The sequence below is a fragment of the Pseudomonas sp. LBUM1668 genome (assembly GCF_059695715.1).
In genome coordinates this window covers 532735-551637 of sequence record NZ_CP166787.1, presented here as the reverse complement: position 1 = coordinate 551637, position 18903 = coordinate 532735, and the positions used below count along the sequence as shown (strand labels likewise).

Sequence of the window (18903 nt, the reverse complement as noted above, 5' to 3'; positions counted from 1 at the left end):
TGTGCAGGAGCTGCCGCAGGCTGCGATCTTTTGATCTCTAACTCACAGCTGCCCGTCGCGATCGCGGAAACCCAGCAGATACAGCACGCCATCCAGACCCAAGGTTGAGATCGCCTGTTTCGCCGACTGTTTGACCAGCGGCTTGGCGCGGAACGCCACACCCAACCCGGCAATCGCCAGCATCGGCAGGTCATTCGCGCCGTCGCCGACCGCGATGGTCTGCTCCAGACGCAAACCCTCCTTGTGCGCCAACTCTTTCAGCAGATCAGCCTTGCGCTGCGCATCGACAATCGGCTCGATCGCCACGCCGGTGCACTTGCCGTCGACCACTTCCAGTTCGTTGGCGAACACGTAATCGATGCCGAGCTTGGCCTGCAACTGCTTGGCGAAGTAGGTGAAGCCGCCAGACAGGATTGCAGTCTTGTAGCCCAGACGCTTGAGTTCGGCGAACAGGGTTTCGGCGCCTTCGGTCAGGCGCAGCGAAGCACCGATCGAATCCAGCACGCTGACGTCGAGGCCTTTTAGCAACGCCAGACGCTCTTTGAAACTCTCACGGAAATCCAGTTCGCCAGCCATCGCGCGCTCAGTGATCTGCGAAACCTGCTCGCCAACACCGGCAGCCTTGGCCAGTTCGTCGATGACTTCGGCTTCAATCAGCGTCGAGTCCATGTCGAACACCGCCAGGCGACGGTTACGGCGGAACAGCGAATCTTCCTGAAAGGCGATGTCGACGTTCAATTCCTGCGCGACACTGAGGAACTCAGCACGCAGCGCCTGCGGATCGGCCGCTTCGCCACGCACGGAAAACTCGATGCAGCCCTTGCCCTTGTCGGCCGGGGTGTCCAGCGGCATGCGACCCGACAGACGGTCAATGTGATCGATGTTCAGGCCGTATTTGGCAGTGATCGAACTGACAGCCTGCAATTGGCCGGCCGTCACTTTGCGGGTCAACAGGGTGACGATGTGGCGTTTCTTGCCCTGATTACCTACCCATTGCTGGTAATCCTCTTCCGACACCGGAGTGAAGCGCACCTGCTGGTCGAGCTCGTAGCCCTTGAACAGGATGTCCTTGAGCACGGATTTGCCTTGCTCGGAGTCGGGAATTTCAACCAGGATGCCGAACGACAGGGTGTCGTGGATCACCGCCTGACCGATGTCGAGAATGTTCACGCCACCTTGGGCCAGAACACCGGTAATGGCCGCCGTCAGACCCGGACGGTCGACTCCCGTGATGTTAATCAGGACGATTTCGCGCAACGCGCACCCCCGCAACTGGAAAAAAACCGCATTCTACCCACTTTCAGTGACCATCGGGCACAGCGAGCGCTTTGCCGGTCTAGGGCCTGTCGCTATACTGCGCGTCAACTTCACGGACAAAAGAGCCGAGCTCAGTGAACCGGCCTACGCCAGTTAAAACCGATAACTTCTTCCTGCTGATCTTCCGTGCACTGCGCCACCGCCGTGTACCGATTGCATTGCGCATTGCCAGCCATAACGTGATCCTGGTCGCTCTGGCCCTGGTGATCTATGCCGGCGTGATGGGTTTGCAATTCAAGCAGGCCATGCACGAGCAGGCCGATGCGCTGGGCGAAAGCCTGACCACGCAGACCGCCACCTCCGCCACGGAGCTGTTGGTGTCCAACGACATCCTCAGCCTCAACGTGCTGCTCAATAACCTGACCAAGAACAAACTGGTGGCCCACGCGGCTATCTATAGCGTGGATAACCGCATCCTCGCCGAATCCGGTCAGCGCCCCAAGCACAGCCTGTTGGGCGAAGCCGAGGGCATGTACGAGAGCAAGATCACTTTTCAGGACGTGACGGCCGGGCAACTGCGCATCAGCCTGGACATGGATCAGTTCCAGCAGCCAATGACCATCAGCTTGCAGAGCATGGGCATTCTCAGTGCAATTCTGTTGGCGCTGTCGCTGGCCTTGAGCCTGCGCATGGGCCGCTATCTGTCCACACCGTTGCTGCAATTACGCGTCTGGCTGCGCCGGATCGACGAGCACACGCCGGGCATAGAGCGTCAGGATGAAATTGGCGATCTGGCCCGTCAGCTGCACGCCAACTACGCGCCGGAACCTACGCCCGAGCCTGAGCCAGAACCTGAATTCGAGGACGAGGACGACGAGCCGGAGTTCGAAGTGCGCAATCTGCGCGACCCGAGCTTTGACGAAACCCGTCCGTTGGCCGCGCACAAGCCTGCTCCGCGCCATGTGGTCAGCACCGTCGAAGACGATGATGACGACGACGCGTTCGCCGACCTGCGCGACGAGTCTTTGACTGCTGTCGCGCCACCGGCCGTGCGCAAAGCGACGCCGAACGTACCGCAACACACCGCCGTGCTGGCGGTGCAATTGGGCTCGCAAGAGCAACTGCGCCGTTTGCCTCGGGCACGTCTGGAAGAATTGCAGGCGCGCTACCGCGACTGTCTGGATCAAGCCGCTTCGTTGTACCAGGGCGAAATCGAAACCCTGAACGACGGCAGCACGCTGATGCTGTTCCACACCGAAGACAGCGGCGACGACTACCTGACCAACGCGATCTGCTGCGGCGAGTTGCTGCGCGCACTGGGTCATCAGTTGCAGATCGAAGTCGCCGACAGCGGCATCACCCTGCAATTGCAGCTGGGCCTGACCCTTGGCGATGAGTTGTTCGGTTTGAGCCAGATCGATCTGCTGCTGACTGATTCGGCGCAGGATGCCCTGGCCCTGTCGCAACACAGCCGCAACCTGCTGCTGGTCGAGCGCAAGATCAGTGACGACGCGCTGATCCGTCAGCGTGCGCGGATCCGACCGATTGCCAGCCCTGAGGGCGCTTGCTGCGTAGAGCGGTTGATGGAGCCTTATCCATCAATGCTGGAGCGGCAACTGGCGCGGATGCATGAGCGTCGGGCTTAAGCCCTAGCCCTGATACACAGAAGCCCGCAGACGAGTGATTGTCTGCGGGCTTTTTTGTGGTCACCTGAAAGGATCTTCGAACGCGGAATCGGATCGTGTAGGAGCTGCGGCGAGCTGCGATCTTTTGATCTTGATCCTGAAGACCAGATCAAAAGATCGCAGCCTTCGGCAGCTCCTACAGGGTTCGCGTGTGTTATTCGTTCGTCCAGACACAACAAAGCCCGCACAAGGCGGGCTCTGTCTTGACTCGATCCAGCCTTAGAAGCGAAACACTTCCATGTCTGTACGAATCGGCGATGCCATCGGGATCTTCGGCTGCTTCTCGGCTTCCTCGGCCCGCGCTGCGGGTTTCTGCGCCGCTTTACGCGGTGCTTCCGCCACAGGAGGCTGATTGGCCAATGGCTTGAGCGCTACCGACAGTTGCTCGGCCAGACGCTGCAACAGAATGCCTTGCGCCTTCACTTGCGACGCCGTGCTTCCCAGATGCAACTCTTGCAGATGAACAATGCGGTTATCGCGCACCTTGCCGCGACGGTCGATCAAGCGCCATTGCGCATCGAGAATCGCCGGTTGCTTCGCACCGGAGTCCAGACGCGTGATGGTCAGCAACACCTGCACATCCGGGGTGAACCCGCCAGTGGCCGGTGCCAGAACGACACGCTGGCTGTCCAGATGACCGGAAACCTGACGCATCAGCAACTGATCAATATCCGACGAAAGGCTACCAGCCCAACGACCATCGGTCGCCGCTTGCAGGCTGCCATCCGGCTGACGTTGCAACAGGGTCTCACGTTGCAGGTAATCGGCTACGACTACCGGGCCCAGTAAAACCGCCATGCCCGCGCTTTGCGCGGGCTGAACCGGACTTCCGCTGTCCAGTTGATACAGCGACACCGGCTGGTGAACGCTGCAACCCGCCAGGCCAAGAACGCCAGCGAGTAACAAAATAAGTGGAAGGCGCAGCGCAGTCATCATCCCGTCCAGGTGGCCGCCACAAAGCTGACCACAGTGAAAATACTCAATAAATATGAAGAACGCTCGGCCACGCCGGCGCTTGAAAGGCCATATCATCCGTGAATATGCGTTCCGACTCCAGCGCCAAAGCGTCGATCTACGCGTTAAATCGTAGATCGAGCTCTCTAGGACGCCTAATTGAGGTTTTCGACGAGCAGCGCATCGACCCGCTGGAAGCCACGCGGAAGCTTGTTACCACGTCGACCGCGCTCACCTTTGTAGTGTTCGAGGTCGTCGGCCTTCAGCGACAACGTGCGTTTTCCGGCCTGCAACACCAGGGTGGAGCCTTCCGGAATGACCGCGATGTCCGTGACATATTCTTCGCGACTGGCGACACGCTCACCGGGAATACCGATGATCTTGTTGCCTTTGCCCTTACCTAATTGTGGCAGATCGCTGATTTTGAAGATCAGCAGGCGACCTTCGGTCGTGACCGAGGCCAGCCAGTTGTGCTCACGATCAGCCACCGGCCGTGGCGCGATGACTTTAGCGTTGTTCGGCAGGCTCAACAGCGCCTTGCCGGCCTTGTTCTTGGCTTGCAGGTCTTCACCTTTAACCACGAAGCCATACCCGGCGTCGGAAGCGATCACGTACAACGCATCGTCTTCGGGCATCAGCACGCATTCAAACGTCGCACCCGGTGGCGGTGTCAGACGACCGGTCAACGGTTCGCCCTGGCCACGCGCCGACGGCAACGTGTGCGCAGCGACCGAATAGCTGCGGCCGGTGGAGTCAATCACCACGGCAGACTGGTTGGAGCGCCCCGCCGCCGAGGTCTTGAAGCCGTCGCCAGCCTTGTAAGACAGGCCGGTGGCGTCGATGTCGTGACCCTTGGCAGAACGGATCCAGCCTTTTTCCGAGAGCACGACGGTGACTTTCTCGTTCGGCAGCAGATCGTGCTCGGTCAGCGCTTTGGCTTCGGCGCGCTCGACGATTGGCGAGCGGCGGTCGTCGCCATAGGTCTCTGCATCCTTGATCAGCTCGGTGCGCACCAGTTTCTTCAACTTGGCTTCGCTGCCCAGCAGGGCTTGCAGCTTGGCTTGCTCCTTGAGCAGTTCGTCCTGCTCGTCGCGCAGCTTCATCTCTTCCAGTCGCGCCAATTGACGCAGACGGGTGTCGAGAATGTAGTCAGCCTGAATTTCGCTGAGGGCGAAACGCTCGATCAGCTTGAGCTTCGGGTGTTCCTCGGTACGGATGATGTGAATCACTTCATCCAGGTTGAGGTAGGCAATCAACAAACCGTCCAACAGGTGCAGGCGACGCTCGACCTTGTCGAGGCGGAATTGCAGGCGGCGACGTACGGTCTGCACGCGGAACTCCAGCCATTCGACCAGCAATGCGCGCAGGTTTTTCAGCTGCGGCTTGCCATCCAGACCGATGATGTTGACGTTGACCCGGTAGGTCGACTCCAGCTCGGTGCTGGCGAACAGATGCTGCATCAGGGCTTCGTGATCGACGCGGCTGTTGACCGGAATGATCACGATGCGGCACGGGTTTTCGTGGTCGGACTCGTCACGCAGGTCAGCAATCTGCGGCGCTTTCGACGGTTTGGCCTGCATCAGCGCGGCGATCTGCTCCAGCACTTTGGCCCCGGAGACCTGATGCGGCAGCGCGGTGACGATGATGTCGCCGTCCTCGACGTGGTACACGGCGCGCATACGCACCGAGCCCTTGCCGGTTTCGTACATTTTCAGCAGGTCGGCACGCGGTGTGATGATTTCCGCTTCGGTCGGATAATCCGGGCCCTGAATGTGTTCGCAGAGCTGTTCGACCGTGGCTTTGGGCTCATCGAGCAAGCGCACACACGCGGTCGCGACTTCGCGCAGGTTGTGCGGCGGTACGTCGGTGGCCATGCCCACGGCGATACCGGTGGTGCCGTTGAGCAGAATGTTGGGCAGGCGCGCCGGCAACACCAGCGGCTCCTGCAGGGTGCCGTCGAAGTTCGGGCCCCAGTCCGCGGTGCCTTGGCCCAGTTCGCTGAGCAGCACTTCGGAATATCGCGACAGACGCGCTTCGGTGTAACGCATGGCCGCGAAGGATTTGGGATCATCCGGCGCACCCCAGTTGCCCTGGCCGTCGACCAGCGTGTAGCGATAGCTGAACGGCTGGGCCATCAGCACCATCGCTTCGTAGCACGCCGAGTCGCCGTGCGGGTGGAACTTGCCGAGCACGTCGCCGACGGTACGCGCCGATTTCTTGTGCTTGGAATCGGCGTCCAGGCCCAACTCGCTCATCGCGTAGATGATCCGCCGCTGTACTGGTTTCAGGCCGTCGCCGATATGCGGCAGGGCACGGTCCATGATCACGTACATGGAGTAGTTGAGGTAGGCACTTTCGGTGAAGTCAGCCAGCGAGCGGCGTTCAACACCGTCCAGGCTAAGATCAAGGGGATTGCTCATGCAGGCCTCATCGGTTCGTTGTCTGGCGCAGCAGCATGGTGCCACCGCGCTGAGTAAATTCAAGTTTGTTCAGGGCGCTCATGCCGAGCAGCACCTGATCGCCATGCAACCCCGGCGCCACCAGCGCGCGGACATCCCGCAGCACGATGTCGCCCAGTTGCAGGCGAGCGATTTTTGTACGATAGCCCTGGCTCAGGCCATTGGCCGTGCTCAGGGTCACACCGAAACCTTCTTCCAGCTTCAAACGCTTGGCCAGATCCGCCGGGATCGCTACATCGGTCGCGCCGGTGTCGAGCATGAACTCAACCGGTTCGCCGTTGATCTGACCGCTGGCGACAAAGTGCCCTTGGGCATTGCTCGCCAGTTTCACTTCGATAAATCCTGCGCCCTGCTCCGAACTCACGACGACGTTCGGATTCTGCTGGCGTTGTTCCCACTGACCAAAAAACCGCGTGGCCAGAAACAGTGCCGCACACCACGCCAGAATCATCAGCACCCGGCCGGCGCGTTTGCCCGGCGGTTGCTGGCTCATGGCTTGGCGCTCCAGCCACCTTCCGGCGCGGCGAAGCGCCAGACAATCGGGCGGTTCTCGCCATCGGCACGCGGGCCGAAATTATTGTCGACGCCAATCCACGCGCCTTCAGCATCAACGATCAACGCTTCTTCAAGCCCATAGTTCTGCGAGTAACGGCGGTTTGCCTGCAACAGTTCGGCGGCATACGACCAGCAGCGCTCGACTTTGGCCGTCAGCGAATCGCGACGGCAAATCTGGAAGGTATTGCGCTCAAGGGTGAACAGCTTGCCGTTGAACAATGACAGGTCGGAAAAATCCCGGTCGACCGCTTTGGCTTTGGGAAACTGCGCCGGCTGCATTTCCTTGCCGCCTTCGCTCACCAACACACAGCGTCCGTCGCAGTCCCACACAGTCTGCTGGCGCTTGATCAACAGCAAGCCACGGCTTTGGCGCTCGGCAGCCAACCACATCTGATCGCCCGCCGGATTGATCGCCAGACCTTCGAATATCGCGTTGAATTTCTGCAACATGCCCTTGGCTCGCGCTTCGCGAACCAGCAGCGGCGAGATCTTCAGCCAGTTTGCCGGGCCGCTGACAGGCAGCTGCAACACCGCTGCATGCCCCTCGCTGACGAGGTAGCGATTGCCGGCGCTGTCGCAGCTGATCCCTTCAAAATCCAGATCGCCGCCGCGCACGAACGACGCTGCCCAGTTGCGCGAACGCAACCCCCACGGCAGCCCGGTCTCGGGCAATTGAGGCACGTCGATGTGCACAGTTTCGGCCTGCCAGGCGGTTTGTCGCGTGTCGAGGCGATAGATCTGATCATCGTCGCGGTCGGACACCGTCCACAACTCGTTGCCACACTGCGCCAGCCCTGACAGGTTGCCGCCGCGCATGCCGTCTACCGGATGTTCGGACAGCACGCGCAACTCCGGCACCGGCTCGGCAAGCGCCGAAACAGAGCTCAGGAGTAACGCACACGCCAGGGCAAAGCCAACCCGCATCAACCAAGAACCTCGGCCAGGTTGCCTTTGGATTCCAGCCACGACTTGCGATCACCGGCGCGTTTTTTCGCCAGCAGCATGTCCATCATTTCCGAGGTCGCGTCGAAGTCTTCCAGGGTCAACTGCACCAGACGCCGAGTGTTCGGGTCCATGGTGGTTTCACGCAGTTGCGGCGGGTTCATTTCACCCAGACCTTTGAATCGGGTGACCTGTGGCTTGCCGCGTTTCTTCTCGGCGACCAGACGGTCGAGAATGCCGTCGCGCTCAGCCTCGTCGAGGGCGTAGTAGATCTCTTTGCCCAGGTCGATGCGGTACAGCGGTGGCATCGCGACGTAGACGTGACCGGCATCCACCAGCGGGCGGAAATGCTGGACGAACAACGCGCAGAGCAAGGTTGCGATGTGCAGACCGTCGGAGTCGGCGTCGGCGAGGATGCAGATTTTGCCGTAGCGCAGTTGGGCGATGTCGGCCGAGCCTGGATCGACACCGATGGCCACGGCGATGTTGTGCACTTCCTGACTGGCGAGCACTTCGCTGCCGTCGACTTCCCAGGTGTTGAGGATCTTGCCGCGCAACGGCAGGATCGCCTGGAATTCCTTGTCCCGCGCTTGCTTGGCGGAACCGCCGGCGGAATCACCTTCGACCAAAAACAGTTCGGAACGCATCGGATCCTGCCCGGCGCAGTCGGCCAGTTTGCCCGGCAGTGCCGGCCCCTGGGTGACGCGTTTGCGCTCGACTTTCTTGCTCGCTTTCAGACGACGGCCGGCGTTGTTGATCGCCAGTTCGGCCAGCGCCAGACCGGTTTCCGGGTTGGCGTTGAGCCACAGGCTGAACGCGTCCTTGACCACACCGGAAACAAACGCCGCCGCTTCACGGGACGACAGACGCTCTTTGGTCTGGCCGGAGAATTGCGGCTCTTGCATCTTCATCGACAGAACGAAGGCAATGCGCTCCCAGACGTCTTCCGGCGCCAGCTTCACGCCGCGCGGCAGCAGACTGCGGAATTCGCAGAATTCGCGCATCGCATCGAGCAGGCCCTGACGCAGACCATTGACGTGGGTACCACCCTGCGCCGTCGGGATCAGGTTGACGTAGCTTTCCTGCACCGCGTCGCCACCTTCCGGCAGCCACAGCAATGCCCAATCGACCGCTTCTTTATTACCGGCGAAAGCGCCGCAGAACGGTTCGTCCGGCAGGCGTTCGAACTCGCTGACAGCGTCGACCAGATAGGAGCGCAGGCCGTCTTCGTAATGCCACTCGATTTTCTCGCCGGTGCCTTTGTCTTCAAAGCTGACCAGCAGGCCCGGGCACAACACAGCCTTGGCCTTGAGCACGTGCTTGAGGCGGCTGATGGAGAATTTCGGTGAGTCGAAATACTTCGGATCCGGCGCGAAATACACGCTGGTGCCGGTGTTGCGCTTGCCAACGGTGCCGACGACTTCAAGTTCGGTGGCCTTGTAGCCATCGGCGAACGTCATCTGGTACTCGTTGCCATCACGCTTCACGCGCACCCGGACTTCGGTCGACAAGGCGTTGACCACGGAAATACCCACCCCGTGCAGACCGCCGGAGAACTGGTAGTTCTTGTTGGAAAACTTGCCGCCCGCGTGGAGTTTGGTGAGGATCAGCTCAACGCCCGACACACCTTCTTCAGGGTGGATGTCGACCGGCATGCCGCGGCCATCGTCGCTGACTTCCAGCGAGTGGTCGGCGTGCAGGATGACCTGCACCGATTTGGCGTGGCCGGCCAAGGCTTCGTCGACGCTGTTGTCGATGACTTCCTGGGCGAGGTGGTTCGGCCGACTGGTGTCGGTGTACATACCGGGGCGTTTACGCACCGGGTCGAGGCCCGAGAGGACTTCGATGGCGTCGGCGTTATAAGAGCTAGCGCTGGGAGTGGCCATAGGGTCTCGTCGTCAGTCATTCATGAAATAGGGGCAAGACTTCACAGTGCGGTGAAATCGATTGCCTGATACAAATCGGCGCCAATGCCGGCAAAACTCAGCAACGCCGGCAATTGCCCGGCGAAACCCTGGAAACTGTGGTCGCCGCCGGCCTGAATGCGCAAGGCACAGGCGCGGTAATACTGCTGGGCGAGGCGATAATCCAATGTTTCATCGCCGGTCTGCAACCAGACCTGAAAACGCTGCGCATCCTGGGGCGCCGGCACTTCCAGTTCGGCCAGGGCCGCAACGTGGTCGTGGGTCAATTCCCAGGTTTCATCGGTGTACAGGTTTTTCTGCGTGCCCAGATAGCCGTCGAACATCCGGTGCGGGCTGACCGCCGGGTTGACCAGCAGGGCTTTCAGGCCATGGCGCTCGGCCAGGTGAGTCGCATAGTAGCCGCCGAGGGAGCTTCCCACCAGCAACGGCTGGCCTAGCTCGGCAATCGCCTGTTCCAACTGACCGATGGCTTCACGCGGATGGTGATGCAGGGCGGGAACACGCAATTGCTCACTCAAACCCAGCTGCTCCATCACCGCGACCAGCTGACAGGCCTTTGTCGAGGCCGGGGCGCTGTTGAAACCGTGGATATAGAGGATCGAACCGGACATTTGAGCTCCCTGGGTGTCGGCGAAAGATAGCGGAGTTTACAGGGAGTCACAGCAGGATGGGCCATACAAATGATGCCCATGCTGAGCATGTTGCCTCTTGTAGGAGCTGCCGCAGGCTGCGATCTTTTGATTGTAAAAAAACAGGATCAAAAGATCGCAGCCTTCGGCAGCTCCTACAGGGTAGCGTTAGCCGGGGGTTGGCATTAGCCGTTGGGAAAAGGAATTTCAGTACCCGTTGGAACCGTAGTCGACGGTGAAGTCGAAGCCAGTCACGCGTTCCACGCCAGTTTCCAGCCCCCCATCCGGCAACAACCGCAACCAGCGATATCCCGGCGCCTGCTCGCCGACCTTGAAGTCTTCACTCCCCGGCTCGAACTGAATGCAGGTCGAAGGCGACGCCATCAAACGCACGCCATTACGCTCGCGATCAATTTCCTGATGCACGTGCCCCCACAGCACCGCCCGCGCCTGCGGAAAACGATCCAGCACTTCGAAAAACGCTTCCGGATTGCGCAAACCAATCGGCTCCATCCACGCACAACCGATCGACACCGGATGATGGTGAAAACACACCAGATGATGACGCTCCGGCGCTTCGCTCAACGAGCGGGCCAGCAGCTGCAACTGATCGTCCTGCAAATACCCCGGCACCGAACCCGGTACCGCCGAATCCAGCATCGTCACACGCCAGTTGCCGAGATCGACCACCGATTCCAGCAACGCGCTTTGCACTGCTGCCTCAGCCATGATCATGGGTTCGTCGTGGTTGCCGGGAATCCAGCGTGCCGGCGCATCGATCTGCGCGGTCATTTCACGAAATAGCTGATACGACTCCAGCGTGCCGTCCTGGGAAATATCCCCGGTGGCCAGCATCAGGTCGATCTGCGGCTGCTGCTTGAGCACCAACTCGATGACTTTTTGCAGGCTGTCGCGGGTGTTCATGCCCAGCAGTGTGCCACCCGCTTCGGCGAACAGATGGCTGTCGGACAACTGCACCAGCAACGCCGGATCGGCGGTGGTCAACGTGGATACGCTCGGCAAGGCGTTCTCCCAAGGCAAAAGCACGGAATCGGTTAAGTGCCGCAATTATGCTGGGGGATTACTGAAAGAGGAAACCGAGGAACCGGACGCAGTTCACAACTAGCGTACGACTTCGTACTCGTGCCCCAACGCCAGGCAATGACTCAGCCATTCCCCCAGGAACAGATTGAGCTGAGCTTTTTCATCCGGCTGATGCATCGCGGCGTTCGGGTAAGGATAGATGCCGCGAAAGCGTCGTGCATGTTCGGCGCTGATCACTTCGGCCATGCGCGCGTCGTGATAGACCTGCACTTCCAGTTGCGGCACCGGCAGCCATGGCAGGCTGTGCTCCTGACGGACTTGCAACGTGGTGGTATACGGGCAGGTTTGCAGCACTTCGAGGGCCAGTACGCCGAGCATCTGCTCGCCCTGAGTAACAGCGATGCGCCGCGCTTCGGGTTCGTTGCGCATGTCCGGCACCAGTCGCATCAGGCGCGCGTAGTTGGCCTCGCAGGCGGCTTGCAGCCCCGCGAGGTCGACTCGATAACGATCGCGCAACTTGTTTACAACCATAGCCCCCTCACTTCGGCGCGGTTAAGCGCCAGCCACTGCAAAGCGATGATGCTCGCCGCGTTGGCAATGCGTCCGTCACGGACGGCCTGCAAGGCATCTTCAAAGGCCCAGACCGTGACGCGGATATCTTCTGCCTCTTCCTCCAGCCCATGCAGGCCGCCAACGCCATCGGTGCTGCAACGCCCCAGATACAGATGCACGAACTCGTTGCTGCCGCCCGGCGACGGGAAATATTTGGTCATCGGCCACAGGGCCTTGATGTCCAGCCCAGCTTCCTCCTGCGCCTCGCGGTGAGCAACTTCTTCCGGCTGTTCATCCTTGTCGATCAGACCAGCGACCAGTTCGACCAGCCACGGATTGTCAGCCTTGCCCATCGCGCCGACGCGAAACTGCTCGATCAGCACCACTTCGTCGCGCTGCGGATCGTACGGCAGCACGCACACGGCATCGTGACGCACGAACACTTCACGGTTGATCTCGCGGCTCATGCCCCCGGCGAACAGCTCATGGCGCAGGTGCACACGATCGAGCTTGTAGAAGCCCTGATAGCAGCTCTCGCGGCGCACGATGTCGACGGCGGTCGGAATGGCGTTGGCAAAGTCAGTCATGAGCATCCTCGTTTACTGCGAATCCATTACGAGGTTCCTTATCGTTACCGGCAACCTCGACTTCGCGCCATCCTAACGCGCCCGTACCGTTTGATGCAGCCCCTTTACCGTCATCGGGATGGACGGTGGCGACGAAACCCACTCTAATTAGCTTAGTGGCGAACTGACTGCTTCGTTGAGAGTCGAAGCGGTAACTTTTTGCCTTCCCCTGCTTTCGAAAGGACGCCCATGTCGCTTTTCAAAATTGCCTCCGTGGCCGCCATTGCCCTGACCCTGGGCGCGTGCGCGAGCCTGTTCCAGCCCAACTATCGCACGCCGCTGGAAACCACCCGTGATGCGTCGGAACAGCTGAAACCGGGCTGTTCCAACCCGGATTGCCCACTGGTGAACATCGACACCCTGCGCTTCCCAGCAGAGCCCGCGCTGGACCCGATCATCGAAAAACGCCTGCTGCAAATGACCCGCACCGAGCCGGGCGCACCTGTCGCGCCGACGCTGGCGGCCTACCGCGAGCAGTTTCTGGCCAACGCCGGCCCGCGCAACAGCAGCTATCTGCAAGCGAAAGTACGTGAGCAGCATGACGGCTTGGTGATCATCGAATTGTCGAGCTACCTCGACACCGGTGGCGCCCATGGCACACCGGGTCGCGGTTTCATCAACTATTCGCGCCAGCAGCACAAAGTGCTGAATCTGTCCGACATGCTGATGCCGGGGCAGGAAGAGGCGTTCTGGAAGGCTGCGCAAGTGGCGCACAACAGCTGGCTGATCAGCACTAAGCTCGATCAGGAAGCCGAATTCGTCAAGAGCTGGCCATTCGTGAAAACCCCGCACGTCGCGCTGACCTACGGCGGGGTGATCCTCAAGTACGAAACGAGCACCATCGCGCCTTACGCGCTGGGCCACGTCGAACTGAAGATCCCTTATCCACGTCTGAACGGCATTCTCAAGCCTGAGCTGTTTCCCGGCCGTAACTGAAGGCTCGACCGAGCACCCATTGCAGCAGCCCTGCCAGCACCAGCGCCGGCAGGGTCGCGCCGATGTCCGGATACAGATTCGCCAGCAAGTGATAGGTGCTGACACCACCCAGCCACGCCAACAACGCCGGCCAGCGCAACGCGGCTGAAGCGACCAGCCCCCGGCGCTTGCGCAGGATGAAGTGATCCACCAGCACCACGCCGAACAACGGCGCAAACACCGAGCCGATCAGCAGCAGGAAATTCTGGTATTGCGCCAATGGCGCCAGCAGTGCAATCAGCGTGCAGATGACGCCGATGGCCAAAGCCAGATGCTCGACTTTCAGGCGCAACAGAATCCCGCTGGACACCGCTGCCGAATGAATGTCGGCGAAGGCGTTTTCAGACTCGTCGAGCAGAATCAGCAGCAACGGAATACCCAACCCGGCACCGGCCAGTGCCAGCAGCAACGCATTGACTTCACCGCTCGGCGCGAACGCCAGGGTATATGCCACGCCGAGGCTCATCAGCCAGAAATTACCAATGAAGAAACCGACGGCGGTGCCGCCGAAAACGTTCTTCGCACGCTTGCCGAAACGCGAGTAGTCGGCGATCAGCGGCAGCCACGACAGCGGCATGGCAATAGCGATGTCGAAGCCCACGGCGAATGGCATCGAACCGTCACCGGCACGCGCCCAAAGTGCGGCCAGATCAGCCTTGGCGAACAGGTTCCAGGTCAGCCAGAGGCACGCGGCCAACAGCAGCCAGATACCCCATTTGCGCAGGATCTGCCGGACAAACGTCAGCGGCCCGCTGACGGCAAGCAGGGTCGCCAGAGCGCCGAAGAACAGCGTCCACAACACCGGATTGGACCACAGCGAACCTTCGCTGAATGCGCGGGTGCCGAGCAGGCTGGCGGCGTCTCGCATGACGATGATTTCGAACGAGCCCCAACCGATCAGTTGCAACAGATTGAGCAGCGCCGGCAGGCTCGCACCTTTGCTGCCGAGGCTGAGTTTGAGTGCAGCCATCGACGACAGGCCGGTGTCGCTGCCGATCACCCCGACGGCCGCCAGCAGCAAAACGCCGACCAGCGTGCCGAGGAAAATGGCCAGCAGCGAACCGGACAAGCCCAGACCCGGCGCGAGCAATGCGCCGGTCTGCAGCACCATCAGGCCGATGCCGAGGGAGAACCACAGGGAAAACAGATCGCGACCGCCGAATACACGCTTGTCGGCGGGCACGGCGAGATCGGGGGAGTAGGTACCGGGTTGAATGCTCAAGGGTGTTATCTCAGAGGGACATTTGTTGTTGTGTTGACCGCTATCGCCAGCAGGCTGGCTCCCACAGGGAACTTGTGAATAGTTTTCTGTAGGAGCTGCCGAAGGCTGCGATCTGTTGATCTTGCAAAACAAAGTCAAAAGATCGCAGCCTTCGGCAGCTCCTACAGGAGAGTACGTTCATAGTCCCCTGTGGGAGCCAGCCTGCTGGCGATGGGGCCTTTGCAGACCCCACCTGTTCAGGTCAGATCAAACTTTCTTGTACAGCTGACTGCCTTCCTTCTTGAACCGCTCGGCCTGTTCCGCCAGGCCTTGGGCGACTTCGGCGTCGACCGCTTCGATCCGCTGGTTGGCCGCGTATTCGCGGACTTCCTGAGTGATCTTCATCGAGCAGAATTTCGGTCCGCACATCGAGCAGAAATGCGCGACCTTGGCCGAGTCCTTCGGAAGGGTTTCATCGTGGTACGAACGCGCGGTGTCCGGATCGAGACCGAGGTTGAACTGGTCTTCCCAACGGAATTCGAATCGCGCCTTGCTCAAGGCGTTGTCGCGGATCTGTGCGCCCGGGTGCCCCTTGGCCAAGTCCGCTGCGTGCGCGGCGATCTTGTAGGTGATGATCCCGGTCTTCACGTCATCCTTGTTCGGCAGGCCCAAGTGCTCCTTCGGCGTCACGTAGCAAAGCATGGCGCAACCGAACCAGCCGATCATCGCCGCACCGATACCCGAGGTGATGTGGTCGTAGCCCGGCGCGATGTCAGTGGTCAACGGGCCGAGGGTGTAGAACGGCGCCTCGTCGCAGCATTCCAGCTGCTTGTCCATGTTCTCTTTGATCAACTGCATCGGCACGTGGCCCGGGCCTTCGATCATGCACTGCACGTCGTGCTTCCAGGCGATCTTGGTCAGCTCGCCGAGGGTTTCCAGCTCGCCGAATTGCGCTTCGTCGTTGGCGTCGGCAATCGAGCCCGGACGCAGGCCGTCGCCCAGAGAGAAGCTGACGTCGTAGGCCTTCATGATTTCGCAGATTTCGTCGAAATGGGTGTAGAGGAAGTTCTCTTTGTGGTGCGCCAGGCACCACTTGGCCATGATCGAACCGCCACGGGAAACGATGCCGGTCACGCGCTTGGCGGTCAGCGGCACATAGCGCAGCAACACGCCGGCGTGGATGGTGAAGTAGTCGACGCCCTGCTCGGCCTGCTCAATCAGCGTGTCGCGGAACAGCTCCCAGGTCAGGTCTTCAGCGGCGCCACCGACTTTTTCCAACGCCTGGTAGATCGGCACGGTGCCGATCGGCACTGGCGAGTTGCGGATGATCCACTCGCGGGTTTCGTGAATGTGCTTGCCGGTGGACAGGTCCATGACCGTGTCTGAACCCCAGCGAATGCCCCAGGTAAGTTTCGCCACTTCTTCTTCGATCGAAGAACCCAAAGCGCTGTTGCCGATGTTGCCGTTGATCTTCACCAGGAAGTTACGGCCGATAATCATCGGTTCCAGTTCGGTGTGGTTGATGTTGGCCGGAATGATCGCGCGACCACGGGCAATTTCTTCACGGACAAATTCAGGAGTGATGATTTTCGGCACGCTGGCGCCGAAGCTGTGCCCGGCGTGTTGCTGGTCCAGCAGCCCGGCGGCGCGAGCCACTTCAAGCTTCATGTTTTCGCGGATGGCGACGTATTCCATCTCGGCGGTAATGATGCCTTTGCGCGCATAGTGCATCTGGCTGACGTTGGCCCCGGCCTTGGCGCGGCGCGGGTTGTTCACGTGGGCAAAGCGCAGCTTGGTCAGCTCGGCGTCGGCCAGGCGTTCCTGGCCAAAACTGGAGCTCAGACCCGACAGACGCTCGGTATCGCCACGGGATTCGATCCACGCTGAACGCACATCGCCCAGGCCTTTGCGCACATCGATGATGACGTTGGGATCGGTGTACGGGCCCGAGGTGTCATACACGACGACCGGCGCGTTGATCTCGCCGCCGAAGTCGGTCGGTGTCACGTCGAGGCTGATTTCGCGCATCGGCACGAGGATGTCCGGGCGGGAACCCTGAACGTAGACTTTTTGCGAGCGGGTAAAGGGTTGAACCGACTGTTGATCGACTTGGGCCGAATCACTCAGGTTCGTCGTATTTTTTAGTTTTATCGTCATCACGGGCTCTCCAGACAGCATCCAGGCAGTGGATTTTTGTCGGAGCGAACCTGTAACGAATGGACGCGACCAATCAGCGATGACTCTGCTGTTGGTGCTGTGCTCAGTACTCGAGGGCTGTTCGATTGTCGAACAACATCCCGGACGAAGCACAAGAGGACTCGCCGGGTGACGAGAAATCTTGTTCCCTACGCAGGCGCTAACCTGATCAGGTTCAACGGGATCCGAAATTATTCGATCTCAGCCTCATAGCAAGGCACCCCGACAAGAACCCGGCCAGTCTAGACACAACCGGCAAAGAACGCCAACACCGCGGCAAACCCCATGATGAATGGCGCAATTAACGGATTGTTGCCGAGCGCAGGCGCAACTACACTCGCTCTGCCCCGCCGAGCCTTGACGCTACAGGGGCCGCGCCTTACCTTTGGCGCCCGGATTACTTCCATAATATTCATGCTAGGGATCGCCTCATGCTGCGCAAACTTTCACTGGCTCTTGCCGTGTCTTGTGCGTCCAACGCAATGGCCTGGGCAGCAGAAGCGCCCTTGTCGACCAAAACCGATCTGGTCAGCGTCTATCAGGAAGCGGTCGACAACAACGCCGACCTGGCCGCCGCCCGCGCCCAGTACGGTGCACAGAAAGAAGTGGTACCGCAGGCCCGCGCCGGGTTGTTGCCGAATCTGTCCGGTGGCGCCGAAGTGGCGGATGTACGCACGTCTATCGATCAGCCTTCAGCCATCGCCAACCGCAGCGCTCACTCGTATCAGGCGACTCTGGCTCAGCCACTGTTCCGCGCCGATCGATGGTTCCAGTACCAGGCTGCCAAAGACGTCAACGAACAAGCCGCGCTGCAACTGTCGGCCACCGAGCAGAACCTGATTCTGCAATCGGCCGAGAGCTACTTCAACGTGTTGCGCAGCCAGGACAACCTGGCCTCGACCAAGGCTGAAGAAGCCGCGTTCAAGCGCCAGCTCGATCAGTCCAACGAACGCTTCGACGTCGGCCTGTCGGACAAGACCGACGTGCTGCAATCGCAAGCCAGCTACGACACCGCGCGGGCCAACCGGATCGTCGCGCAGCGTCAGGTCGATGATGCATTTGAAGCGCTGATCACCCTGACCAACCGTCAGTACAACTCGATTCAAGGCATTGTCCATACGCTGCCGATCCTGCCGCCAGCGCCGAATGACGCCAAGTCGTGGGTCGACACCGCCGCCAGACAGAACCTCAATCTGCTCGCCAGCAACTACGCCGTCAGCTCCGCCGAACAGACCCTGAAACAGCGCAAGGCCGGCCACTTGCCGACCCTCGACGCCGTGGCCAAATACGAAAAAGGTGACAACGACGCCCTCGGTTTCGCCAACCCGAACTCATTCGGCGCGCCGTACGGTGGCAATGTTGAACAAAGCACGCTGGGTTTGCAGTTGAACATCCCGATCTACAGCGGCGGGCTGACCAGCTCCCAGGTGCGTGAGTCCTACTCGCGGCTTGACCAAACCGAGCAGCAGCGCGAAGCCCTGCGCCGGCAAGTCGTCGAAAACACTCGCAACCTGCACCGCGCGGTGAATACCGACGTCGAGCAGGTGCAGGCGCGCCGCCAGTCGATCATCTCCAACCAGAGCGCGGTGGAAGCCACGGAAATCGGTTATCAGGTGGGCACGCGCAACATCGTCGACGTGCTTGATGCCCAGCGCCAGCTGTATAGCTCGGTGCGCAATTACAACAACACGCGGTACGACTACATCCTCGACAACCTGCGCTTGAAGCAGGCCGCGGGGACGTTGAACCCGGGTGATCTGGAGGATCTGCGCCGTTACCTGAAGGCCGATTACAACCCCGACAAGGACTTCCTGCCGCCGGATCTGGCCAAGGCTGCCGAGGCGCAGCTCAGGGCTCGGCCGTAAACAACGTGAATAAATTCCCTGTGGCGAGGGGATTTATC

Annotated in this window: 15 protein-coding genes and 1 riboswitch; of the genes, 3 read left to right on the top strand and 12 right to left on the bottom strand. The window is 60.5% G+C overall.

Going from position 1 to position 18903, the window contains the following annotated elements; translation table 11 throughout:
- Positions 1-42 precede the first annotated feature (42 nt).
- Positions 43-1257, bottom strand: coding sequence for a phosphoserine phosphatase SerB (serB, locus tag ACA061_RS02430; protein ID WP_150617558.1), 1215 nt, complete (start codon positions 1255-1257; stop codon positions 43-45).
- 134 nt (positions 1258-1391) lie between these two features.
- Between serB and ACA061_RS02425 the strand changes: the two genes are divergently transcribed.
- Positions 1392-2903, top strand: a complete 1512-nt coding sequence (locus ACA061_RS02425; RefSeq protein WP_497300492.1) for an AhpA/YtjB family protein — start codon at positions 1392-1394, stop codon at positions 2901-2903.
- Between the two features lie 258 nt (positions 2904-3161).
- Here ACA061_RS02425 and ACA061_RS02420 read toward each other — a convergent pair whose 3' ends face one another.
- The 9 genes from ACA061_RS02420 to ACA061_RS02380 all read right to left on the bottom strand — a co-directional run bounded on the left by ACA061_RS02420 (position 3162) and on the right by ACA061_RS02380 (position 12589).
- Entirely contained in the window at positions 3162-3875 is a 714-nt protein-coding gene (locus tag ACA061_RS02420; protein WP_150602655.1) for a PqiC family protein, read from the bottom strand.
- A 176-nt stretch (positions 3876-4051) separates the two neighbouring features.
- Positions 4052-6316, bottom strand: coding sequence for a DNA topoisomerase IV subunit A (gene parC / locus ACA061_RS02415; protein WP_150602656.1), 2265 nt, complete (start codon positions 6314-6316; stop codon positions 4052-4054).
- 7 nt (positions 6317-6323) lie between these two features.
- Positions 6324-6848 carry a retropepsin-like aspartic protease family protein gene (locus ACA061_RS02410; RefSeq protein WP_042557359.1) on the bottom strand — a complete coding sequence of 175 codons (525 nt, stop codon included), beginning with the start codon at positions 6846-6848 and terminating at the stop codon, positions 6324-6326.
- Positions 6845-7834 carry an esterase-like activity of phytase family protein gene (locus tag ACA061_RS02405; protein WP_497300491.1) on the bottom strand — a complete coding sequence of 330 codons (990 nt, stop codon included), beginning with the start codon at positions 7832-7834 and terminating at the stop codon, positions 6845-6847. The genes ACA061_RS02410 and ACA061_RS02405 overlap by 4 nt, the downstream gene beginning before the upstream one ends.
- Complete coding sequence (gene parE, locus ACA061_RS02400; protein ID WP_150602659.1) at positions 7834-9738, bottom strand: DNA topoisomerase IV subunit B; 1905 nt, start codon at positions 9736-9738, stop codon at positions 7834-7836. The genes ACA061_RS02405 and parE overlap by 1 nt, the downstream gene beginning before the upstream one ends.
- A 41-nt stretch (positions 9739-9779) precedes the next feature.
- Positions 9780-10388, bottom strand: coding sequence for a YqiA/YcfP family alpha/beta fold hydrolase (locus ACA061_RS02395; RefSeq protein WP_150617555.1), 609 nt, complete (start codon positions 10386-10388; stop codon positions 9780-9782).
- A gap of 225 nt (positions 10389-10613) precedes the next feature.
- Complete coding sequence (gene cpdA, locus ACA061_RS02390) at positions 10614-11429, bottom strand: 3',5'-cyclic-AMP phosphodiesterase (RefSeq protein WP_150602661.1); 816 nt, start codon at positions 11427-11429, stop codon at positions 10614-10616.
- Positions 11430-11528: 99 nt separating this feature from the next.
- On the bottom strand, positions 11529-11981 hold the full coding sequence (locus ACA061_RS02385; protein WP_003221062.1) for a DUF1249 domain-containing protein: 453 nt from the start codon (positions 11979-11981) through the stop codon (positions 11529-11531).
- Positions 11972-12589, bottom strand: coding sequence for an NUDIX domain-containing protein (locus ACA061_RS02380; protein ID WP_115145950.1), 618 nt, complete (start codon positions 12587-12589; stop codon positions 11972-11974). The genes ACA061_RS02385 and ACA061_RS02380 overlap by 10 nt, the downstream gene beginning before the upstream one ends.
- A 228-nt stretch (positions 12590-12817) precedes the next feature.
- On the opposite strand from ACA061_RS02380, the gene ACA061_RS02375 reads away from it, so the two are divergent.
- Positions 12818-13564, top strand: a complete 747-nt coding sequence (locus ACA061_RS02375) for an RsiV family protein (protein ID WP_150602662.1) — start codon at positions 12818-12820, stop codon at positions 13562-13564.
- Here the strand turns inward: ACA061_RS02375 and cytX are convergent.
- A complete protein-coding gene (gene cytX, locus ACA061_RS02370; RefSeq protein WP_497300490.1) occupies positions 13533-14825 on the bottom strand; it encodes a putative hydroxymethylpyrimidine transporter CytX in 1293 nt (430 codons plus the stop codon). The genes ACA061_RS02375 and cytX overlap by 32 nt on opposite strands.
- Positions 14826-15071: 246 nt before the next feature.
- Positions 15072-16961, bottom strand: coding sequence for a phosphomethylpyrimidine synthase ThiC (gene thiC / locus ACA061_RS02365; protein ID WP_150617552.1), 1890 nt, complete (start codon positions 16959-16961; stop codon positions 15072-15074).
- 168 nt (positions 16962-17129) lie between these two features.
- A riboswitch (TPP riboswitch) is annotated at positions 17130-17235 on the bottom strand.
- A gap of 196 nt (positions 17236-17431) precedes the next feature.
- Here thiC and ACA061_RS02360 point away from each other — a divergent pair.
- Complete coding sequence (locus tag ACA061_RS02360; protein WP_150602665.1) at positions 17432-18865, top strand: TolC family outer membrane protein; 1434 nt, start codon at positions 17432-17434, stop codon at positions 18863-18865.
- Positions 18866-18903 lie beyond the last annotated feature (38 nt).

Excerpts from the sequence above, each read along its gene's own strand:
- ACA061_RS02380 (WP_115145950.1), bottom strand. The coding sequence starts at position 12,589 with ATGACTGACTTTGCCAACGCCATTCCGACCGCCGTCGACATCGTGCGC.
- ACA061_RS02410 (WP_042557359.1), bottom strand. The coding sequence starts at position 6,848 with ATGAGCCAGCAACCGCCGGGCAAACGCGCCGGCCGGGTGCTGATGATT.
- ACA061_RS02405 (WP_497300491.1), bottom strand. The coding sequence starts at position 7,834 with ATGCGGGTTGGCTTTGCCCTGGCGTGTGCGTTACTCCTGAGCTCTGTT.
- ACA061_RS02420 (WP_150602655.1), bottom strand. The coding sequence starts at position 3,875 with ATGACTGCGCTGCGCCTTCCACTTATTTTGTTACTCGCTGGCGTTCTT.
- ACA061_RS02395 (WP_150617555.1), bottom strand. The coding sequence starts at position 10,388 with ATGTCCGGTTCGATCCTCTATATCCACGGTTTCAACAGCGCCCCGGCC.
- ACA061_RS02385 (WP_003221062.1), bottom strand. The coding sequence starts at position 11,981 with ATGGTTGTAAACAAGTTGCGCGATCGTTATCGAGTCGACCTCGCGGGG.
- ACA061_RS02360 (WP_150602665.1), top strand. The coding sequence starts at position 17,432 with ATGCTGCGCAAACTTTCACTGGCTCTTGCCGTGTCTTGTGCGTCCAAC.
- parC (WP_150602656.1), bottom strand. The coding sequence starts at position 6,316 with ATGAGCAATCCCCTTGATCTTAGCCTGGACGGTGTTGAACGCCGCTCG.
- ACA061_RS02375 (WP_150602662.1), top strand. The coding sequence starts at position 12,818 with ATGTCGCTTTTCAAAATTGCCTCCGTGGCCGCCATTGCCCTGACCCTG.
- parE (WP_150602659.1), bottom strand. The coding sequence starts at position 9,738 with ATGGCCACTCCCAGCGCTAGCTCTTATAACGCCGACGCCATCGAAGTC.
- thiC (WP_150617552.1), bottom strand. The coding sequence starts at position 16,961 with ATGACGATAAAACTAAAAAATACGACGAACCTGAGTGATTCGGCCCAA.